Here is a 7,942-nt window from a genome sequence, read left to right as displayed (position 1 = left end):
AGCTGTTCGGGCTGTAGTTCCTGCAACAAAATGTTCTATTAACTTTAATTGTTTTTCTCGGCTTAATTTACTTCGTTTCATAACTAAATTATAACAAATTTAAGTTATCTAGGACAGCCCCAAAATTTATATAGTTGTTTTTTTTAATATTTAAAAAATTAATATTGACAAAAACAATACATAGTATACTATACATTACAGATTGTTTTTATTTTTTATCATATGTTTTCTTAAAAAGCCTACCATAATAAACCCCATTTTATATATGGTAGGTATTTTTTATAATTATTTACTATTCATACTAATCAAAAATTCTCTAGCCACAAATACACTAAATACCACAAGTATAGCAGCACTTATACCAGCACTTATATAAGGATTGATTCCAAATAATAATGATATTATAGCAGTTGTAACTATAGAAAGCAGTATAATAATTATTTCAAGTATAATAAGCATAAATAATTTCTTTTTATTTAATTGTTTCTTCTCTTCAGGTTTTTTATACGGTATTGGTTTTTTCATAACTACCTTCCATTTTTTAATAATTTGTATCTATATCTAAAGAAGCTCTTGATATCCAAGTTTCTAATTTTCCATCAACTTCAACTTGTAAATATCCTTCTTCTGTTATGCCTTTAACTTCAGCATAAATTTCAATATTATCTTTTCTAGCCTTTATAGTTTTTCCTATCATTTTACTATACTCTATAAAATAATCAGCTAAACCTTTTTCTCCTGTATAGATGTCTTCAAAATAAGAAATCAAATCTTTATAAAAAATATCCAATTCTATTTTTTTATTGCTTTCAATATATAATGAAGTAGCTTTATCCCTTATACTTAAATCAAAATCTTCTTTAGTTTGATATAAATTAATACCTGTTCCTATAATGCATGCATTTCTATTTTCTATAGGAGTAACTTGTATAAGAGTTCCAGATATTTTTTTATTAGCAACTAAAACATCATTAGGCCATTTAACATGAGCATTTACATTATATTTTTCCCTTAAACATTTGCTTAAAGCTATTCCAGGTAAAAAACTTAATGCCTGCTTCTTATACGGAGAGTAAACTAAAATACTAAACCATAATCCTAAATTATTATTAGATTCCCATTTATTACCGTAACTTCCTTTTCCTGATGTTTGAACTAAAGCTATATATACACTGCCTTCTTCTAATTTCACTCCTATATTTAAATCTTCAATCATCTTTTTATTTGTACTTTCTAACGACTCATATAATAAAGTATTTTGTCCGTATATTTTAGTATTTAATTTTTCTGTAAATATGTTAACTTTCATTTTATTATTATATAATTAAATAATCATTATATCAATATTATTATAACTATATTTTATTGATATTTTCTTCTTGGCTAAAAAATATTATAGTATTATTTTATACGATAATACTATAAATAGCTATAATTTAATAAATTAAGAGGCTAAAGCTGTAATGATAAAGCATCAGAAACAGAAAATAAATCTATATATGTAGGTATAGATGTAGATTTTCCTACTTTCGTATATTTAGATAATTAATAGATATCTAGTTTTGATTATGATATAATGATCGAAGTTGCAAAATTATCAGGAGAAATAAAACAATTTGTTAATTTCTAAGAACCTTATTATGTATCAAATCAGGACATACTTGTTCATAAAGATGATGACACTATAAAAACTTTTGATTATTTAGCTGGAAAAATATATGTGTTGTTATAAAACTACAGGAAATACTATAATGAATGATAGAAAAGAAATTAATAATCAAAAATTCTATACAGGTGCTACTGTTATATTAGCATTAAAAGAAAATAAAATATATGCTATTGTATTTGATAAAGAGTCTTGTAAAAATTTTGCTAAATATAATAATGATATAAAATTAGTATAAAGAGATAATGTAGAAGAAAATTATATCATTGCTGTTAGAAAAGAAGATACTGCACTTTTAGAAAAAATTAATGTAGGACTTTCTCATATAATAACAAATGGTACTTATGAAAAATTAATAGAGAAAAATTTCCAATAAAATTAAATAATAAAAATAATTATTGGTATTTATAAAATTAATAAAAACTTAATACCAATAATTTTTAATAATAAATTATGAATATATATAAATAAAAAAAACGAGATGATACAATTATAGATAGCTTTATATTGTATGGTAAAATCTGTAAAGGATACACATTTATTCTTAAAAGATGATAGTATTGTTAACATACTGTGTATGATAAAAAATAAATATGCTTTTTACCCTTACAATTATAGTGAAGGAATAGGTAAAAATTATAAATAATTATGCCATTAAGGGAATATAAGTTAATGAACAAAATACAAATGCATACAATTTTTATAAGCATATAGGTTTTGAATATTATAAAAGATATGAATATGATTAGCTTGGAAATAATTTTCCTATTATTAACATAATACTTCCTTAAAATATATTTAAGTTAATAAAAAAGCCCTAATATTTAATATTAGGGCTTCATTACTACAATAAATATTTTATTGTAATGTTACAACATAATTCCATTGAGGAACAGGGTATCTTCCTGTTTTTCCGACTGATTTGCCGTTAGCATCTGTAATTTCTGCTTCAGCATATAATAAATATCTTCCTCTAGGCAAATACTTTCCACTTGCAGAAGTTCTTCCTGCAAAATAGAATTGAGTTTGTGCCTGACCATCTAGTACATATATTTTAGGTAAATAGAATACTAAATCTTTGCTTAATATATGATAATTATTATTCACTCTTCTAGCATATACCCTTATTTTGGCATATCTACCTTCTGCAGGTGATTTTACTGCTAAAGTTATTAATACAGGATTATTTCTAGTAGCTATGAATCTATCATTATAATTTATAATGAATGAACTTATTCTAACATTAGTAGTTTCACTAATTGCTTCAACTGTATTATTAGGTCTAAGAGTATTAGAACTTGTTACCAAAACAGAATTTTCAGTATTATATGTATATGCAGAACTTCCGCTATTATTTGTTTTTGAAGCAGGAGGTATATCAGGTATATTGCCATTATTTTCAGCCTCATATAATCCGCTGCCTGAAAGATTAATAGATGAATCATTATTTGTTGATTGAACATTAGTATTATTATCAGATAATATATTATTATTAGTAGCTAAAAAATCTTTTTCTTCTGGAGTTATATTATCTCCGAATATATCATCTGTAGTTATAGTATCTTCGGTCATATTATTAGTTTCAGTATTTCCAAAATCTAAAACAGGTATATTATTAGAGCCTAATATACTTTTAGCAATAAAGAAACCTGCAACCAAAATTACAAGTAATATTACTATTATTATTATTGGTTTTAATTTTGCTTTCATTTCGTTAGACATAATTTCCCATCCATGATTGTAAATTATTATATTCACTTTTCGGTAAAAATATAAATTGTTTAATAAAAAAATATAATAATTATGATGTGAAAATTAATCCCATAGGAAACTTTTTAATTCTTTTGATAAATTAAGTCCTGCCAGCTTTTTTATAGCTTTTATCTGTATTTGTCTAACTCTTTCTCTAGTGATATTTAATTCTTTTCCTGTATCTTCAAGAGTTTTAGCTTCTTTACCATACAAACCATATCTTGAAATAATAACTGTTCTCTCTTTTTCATCTAAACATTTTAAAGCTTCTGTTAATGTATCTCTCAAACTATCCATAAATGCTTTTTGATGCGGAGATGGAAAATTTTTATCTTCTATAATTGTAGTCATATCATTATTATCAGAATTCTTAAAAAATGAATCTACACTGGCAGTATCCTGAGTAAAGATCATAATATATGATAAAGTTTTTCTATCTATTTTCATTTCTTTTGCTATTTCATCTATTGTAGGATCTCTACCTAATTGCTGTGTAAGAGCTTTTGAAGTTTGTATACTTTTTTTTATCAATCTAGCTATATGCATAGGAAATCGTATTATATGTCTTTTGCTTGATATCTCTTTCACTATACTTTGTTTTATCCACCAAACACCATAAGTAGAAAATTTAAATCCTTTTTTATATTCAAATCTTTTTACTGCCTCTATAAGTCCTATATTACCCTCATCTATAATATCAATGAAAGGAACACCACTGTTATAATATCTTTTCGCTATACTTATTACAAGTCTTAAATTAGATTTTACTAACTTATGCTGTATAGAATTTATTTCTTTATCAATATTTTCTATTTTTTTAAAAGATTCCTCATCATTATTATTTTCTAATGATACTCTTTCTTCTCGGCAAGCTTCAAGACGCTGCCATAAATCAAGTTCTTCTTCTTTAGTGAGTCTTCTTATTTCTCCTATTTGCTTTAAATATACGCTAACAGGACCTTTATACTCTTGATTAATATCTTTTTTTAACAATTACTTTCCCTAAAATAACAAACGTTACTATAGAATATAAGATTTTTCTAAATTGTCAAGTATAAAATAAATAGATAATTTTATATTATAAAGGACAATCATATATAGAAATCTTCTTAATATTTTCTAAATACCTTATGAATATATAAAAAATTATAGGATCTATCTTTACATCATACTCTAAAAAATTCTCATACATATAATTTATTACTTCATTAGCAATATTTTCTTTACCATCTTTAGAAGCATTAATATATAAACTGTCATAAGAATCCACTATCTCCAAAGCCTTAGCTGGAAAATATGATAAAGCACTCAAAGCATAAATATCATTAGGATCATAAGTCAATATATTTTCTATATTATTATAATTCTTATTCAAAAATTGCTTATTATACATATTAGTAAATATACCATGTCCAAATCCATAATATTCATGATGAAGTCCTACTGTAGTATATGTATATTCATTTTGTGCCATACAGTATTTAAGCAAATTAAAACCTAATATTGAATGATTATCTCCTTCATTATTGCTTATAATAGGTATATTAGGAAGTACATCAACAAGTGCTATATCATGCCAAAATGCTGCTCTAGCATAATGTTTTATCTCATTTTGTTCTATTTTTCTAAGTCCTACTTTGGAAATATCCTCTATTCTATCAGCTTTAGTTAATAAATTATACTTCTTACCTATCTTATTATAATATTCATAATATTTCTTCTTATAATCCACCCTTAATTTTGAGGCTACACATCTAGATATCTCTTCATTATAATAATATAAAAATTCTACCATCATAATAAATATTCTATTACTATGGCATATTACATTATCATCACTAAAAGATGGTATATTACTATATATATTATGAACTTCATATTCTTTCTCTAAAATATTCACTATAGTACCTATTATATCTGCAAAAAGAAGATCATCTTTCTTAACATTATGATAATTTTTCAAATCGGATATATTATTCTGTTTTATATAATTCAAATGATATATAAGATTCAATCTTTCTATGATTCCTATATCAGTCAAAATATTTCCTATAAGCTTTGCCAATTCTAAATCTACTTTATTTTGAGTGGTAAACAACTTTAATTTATTAAATAACTCTTTAAGATAATCTATTCTCTCTATATTTCTTATGGATATCAATTCCTTAAAATGATTATCATAATATTCTTTGTCAGTTTCAAATTCGCAATTTTTATACAATGAATAAAAAATATTAATATCATGTATATCAGCATGCTGTTTATTCAAATCTATAGTTGATTGTTTTTCAATGATAGAAATCAAAGATTTGCTTACATAAAGCGAAGAAGAATCGATATATTTTGAACCTTCCAATGAAAATAGAACATCTTCTATCTTTTCACAAGGCACATAACTAAGTATGCTGTCTCATTTATAACTATAATATCAAAATTCATATCTATTATTGTTTCGATATTAGTTTTTATTTGCTGAAAATCTATTAAAGAATATTTTTTTAAATCTATTATCATGATACTTTTCCAATAACAAATAATAATAATATTTTATATCATTTTATATTAATTTCCATATTATTTTTATTTTTTCATTAATTATTTTATTGACATTTATACAATTTCTGTTATATTTAGTATATATAGCATTGAAATGAATGAAAATAATAAAAAACAATAATATTATTTACAGTCATCTATAAAAATATGCTCCTGCAAAAATATTCTGTTTTTATCAATAATTATTTCAATTATAAAATATACCGAAATTCTAATCTGAATAATAATATGTACATAGTAAAAAATTATATAAATAAAAGATTAGTTTTTTAAGTATATGAAGGATATAAAACCTATATGATAAAAAAAATTGTACTTTTGTTTTTTATTATAATGATTTCAGTAAATGCAGATGATATATATATTCCACCTGAACAGCTACCTAACAATATAATTCAGTTTATAAATACATACTTTCCAAATATTTCTATAATATATGCCGAGATGGAGAGAAAGAAATATGAAGTTGTATTAAATAATGGTGTTGAAATAGAATTCTTTAGAAACGGAGAATTAAAAGAAATAGAAGGAAATTACACTGCATTACCTTTCAATATACTTCCAGAACCTGTAATAAATACAATTATGAAAACTTATCCAAATACTGTTATAACAAAGATTAAAAATAAATGGAATCTATATGAAATAAAACTGAATAATATGATGGAACTTTATATAGACTCCAACAATGGACAACTTTTAGGACAAAAATTTGATGATTAAGGATATAGCAATATGTTAAAAAAATATTTATTTATATTAGCAATTTTAATAATACCTCTAAATGCATATACTCAAATAAGACATGGACTAGATTTTAATTTCAATGCACCTTTAGGTATTAGCATTATGATGCCTCATAGTGGGAAATCAGAGTATAAAGTAGAAAAAAATACTATAAACTTTCAGGGTGGTGCTGGAATAGGTATAGGATATTATTTGGGAATAAACGACTTAGTTAAAATAAGTTTTCTTGGTACAATGAGATACTCATACGACAAAATAAATATAAATAAACCTGATTTTAATCTGAAATATATTTATGAATCTCATAATATAAGTTTAGGTATTATGCCCAAAATATATATAGATAATTTTTCTTTAGGATTGGATATAGGAGCTAAATTTCCTTTAAATAAACCAGCAATTTCTGTTGATGATGGCAAAATACATAATAGTTATAACTCTAGTGGAACTCCTAGAACATATTTCAAATTTGTTGCAGATTATAATATATTTTTCAGAGAGGATATGGCTATAGCTATTGGAATGTATATAGGTTATGATAGGGGACTTATGATAAAAAATAGAAAAGGTTTCGCTAAAAATGAAAGATATGGTAATTTAAATTTAGGCTTACATCTTGCATACAGATATGCTTCTTTCTTTTAAAAACCACTGTATATATACAAAAAATAAGACTTAATAGTAATATATATTTATTATTAAAAAAGTCATACCAACCTAAGTTTTTAAGGATAAAAAGACATTAAAAAAGGACTGCATTTATTATGCAGTCCTTTTCATTAATATAAGTAATAATAAATTTATTTAAGCATCAATTTGCTCATTCTGCTTGCAAATAATTTAGGATCTTCAAGAGGGAGTCCTTCAAGTATGCAAGCCTCATCATAAAGAAGTTCACTGTACTCTTTGAAAGTCTCAGAAACTTTATTAGCCTGATATTCTTTTTCCATTGCTTTAAATACATCATGAGAAGTATTAATCTCCAATACCCTTTCAGGCTTCATTCCAAACATATTGCTTCCAGCTTCAGCAAGAACTTTAGCCATATTAAAGCTGATAGAATCTTCTTTATTAGATAAACATACAACGCTTTCTTTAAGTCTGTCTGTTTCTCTTACCTCAGCAACTCTGTCAGTTCCCAATACTTCTTTTATAGCATTAAGTATATCTTTATTAGCAGATTCTTTATTTTCATCTTTGTTTTCAGAATCTTTATTATCA

Annotated in this window: 8 protein-coding genes and 3 pseudogenes; 3 read left to right on the top strand and 8 right to left on the bottom strand. The window is 24.3% G+C overall.

The features are described from left to right. From Q1J76_RS12445 to Q1J76_RS12435, 3 genes and pseudogenes are all read right to left on the bottom strand, one after another. Positions 1–81: pseudogene (locus Q1J76_RS12445) on the bottom strand (IS1595 family transposase); the annotation flags it as partial. A gap of 204 nt (positions 82–285) precedes the next feature. Then, positions 286–525 (bottom strand): hypothetical protein, encoded by a 240-nt coding sequence (locus Q1J76_RS12440; protein ID WP_300371017.1) that lies wholly within the window; start codon positions 523–525, stop codon positions 286–288. A 16-nt stretch (positions 526–541) separates the two neighbouring features. Next, entirely contained in the window at positions 542–1,309 is a 768-nt protein-coding gene (locus Q1J76_RS12435; protein ID WP_300371014.1) for a biotin--[acetyl-CoA-carboxylase] ligase, read from the bottom strand. A 147-nt stretch (positions 1,310–1,456) separates the two neighbouring features. On the opposite strand from Q1J76_RS12435, the pseudogene Q1J76_RS12625 reads away from it, so the two are divergent. Beyond that, a pseudogene (locus tag Q1J76_RS12625) lies at positions 1,457–2,042 on the top strand (transporter substrate-binding domain-containing protein); the annotation flags it as partial. A gap of 482 nt (positions 2,043–2,524) precedes the next feature. On the opposite strand, the gene Q1J76_RS12420 reads toward Q1J76_RS12625, so the two are convergent. From Q1J76_RS12420 to Q1J76_RS12405, 4 genes are all read right to left on the bottom strand, one after another. After that, complete coding sequence (locus Q1J76_RS12420) at positions 2,525–3,388, bottom strand: hypothetical protein (protein ID WP_300371008.1); 864 nt, start codon at positions 3,386–3,388, stop codon at positions 2,525–2,527. 93 nt (positions 3,389–3,481) lie between these two features. Next, complete coding sequence (locus Q1J76_RS12415; protein ID WP_300371005.1) at positions 3,482–4,411, bottom strand: sigma-70 family RNA polymerase sigma factor; 930 nt, start codon at positions 4,409–4,411, stop codon at positions 3,482–3,484. 85 nt (positions 4,412–4,496) lie between these two features. Continuing rightward, positions 4,497–5,810 carry a hypothetical protein gene (locus tag Q1J76_RS12410; protein WP_300371002.1) on the bottom strand — a complete coding sequence of 438 codons (1,314 nt, stop codon included), beginning with the start codon at positions 5,808–5,810 and terminating at the stop codon, positions 4,497–4,499. After that, positions 5,792–5,932, bottom strand: coding sequence for a hypothetical protein (locus Q1J76_RS12405; RefSeq protein ID WP_300370999.1), 141 nt, complete (start codon positions 5,930–5,932; stop codon positions 5,792–5,794). The genes Q1J76_RS12410 and Q1J76_RS12405 overlap by 19 nt, the downstream gene beginning before the upstream one ends. A gap of 339 nt (positions 5,933–6,271) precedes the next feature. Here Q1J76_RS12405 and Q1J76_RS12400 point away from each other — a divergent pair, with 339 nt between their 5' ends. Together Q1J76_RS12400 and Q1J76_RS12395 are read left to right on the top strand one after the other, a co-directional pair. Beyond that, positions 6,272–6,697 carry a PepSY-like domain-containing protein gene (locus Q1J76_RS12400; RefSeq protein WP_300370996.1) on the top strand — a complete coding sequence of 142 codons (426 nt, stop codon included), beginning with the start codon at positions 6,272–6,274 and terminating at the stop codon, positions 6,695–6,697. Between the two features lie 12 nt (positions 6,698–6,709). Next, positions 6,710–7,366 (top strand): hypothetical protein, encoded by a 657-nt coding sequence (locus Q1J76_RS12395; RefSeq protein WP_300370993.1) that lies wholly within the window; start codon positions 6,710–6,712, stop codon positions 7,364–7,366. A gap of 155 nt (positions 7,367–7,521) precedes the next feature. Here the strand turns inward: Q1J76_RS12395 and Q1J76_RS12390 are convergent. Next, positions 7,522–7,942, bottom strand: a pseudogene (locus tag Q1J76_RS12390) (molecular chaperone HtpG); the annotation flags it as partial.

This window comes from Brachyspira sp. (genome assembly GCF_029258575.1).
Lineage (GTDB): Bacteria > Spirochaetota > Brachyspiria > Brachyspirales > Brachyspiraceae > Brachyspira.
Note: the sequence above shows the minus strand (reverse complement) of the source record. Positions and strands in the feature narration are given on the sequence as shown.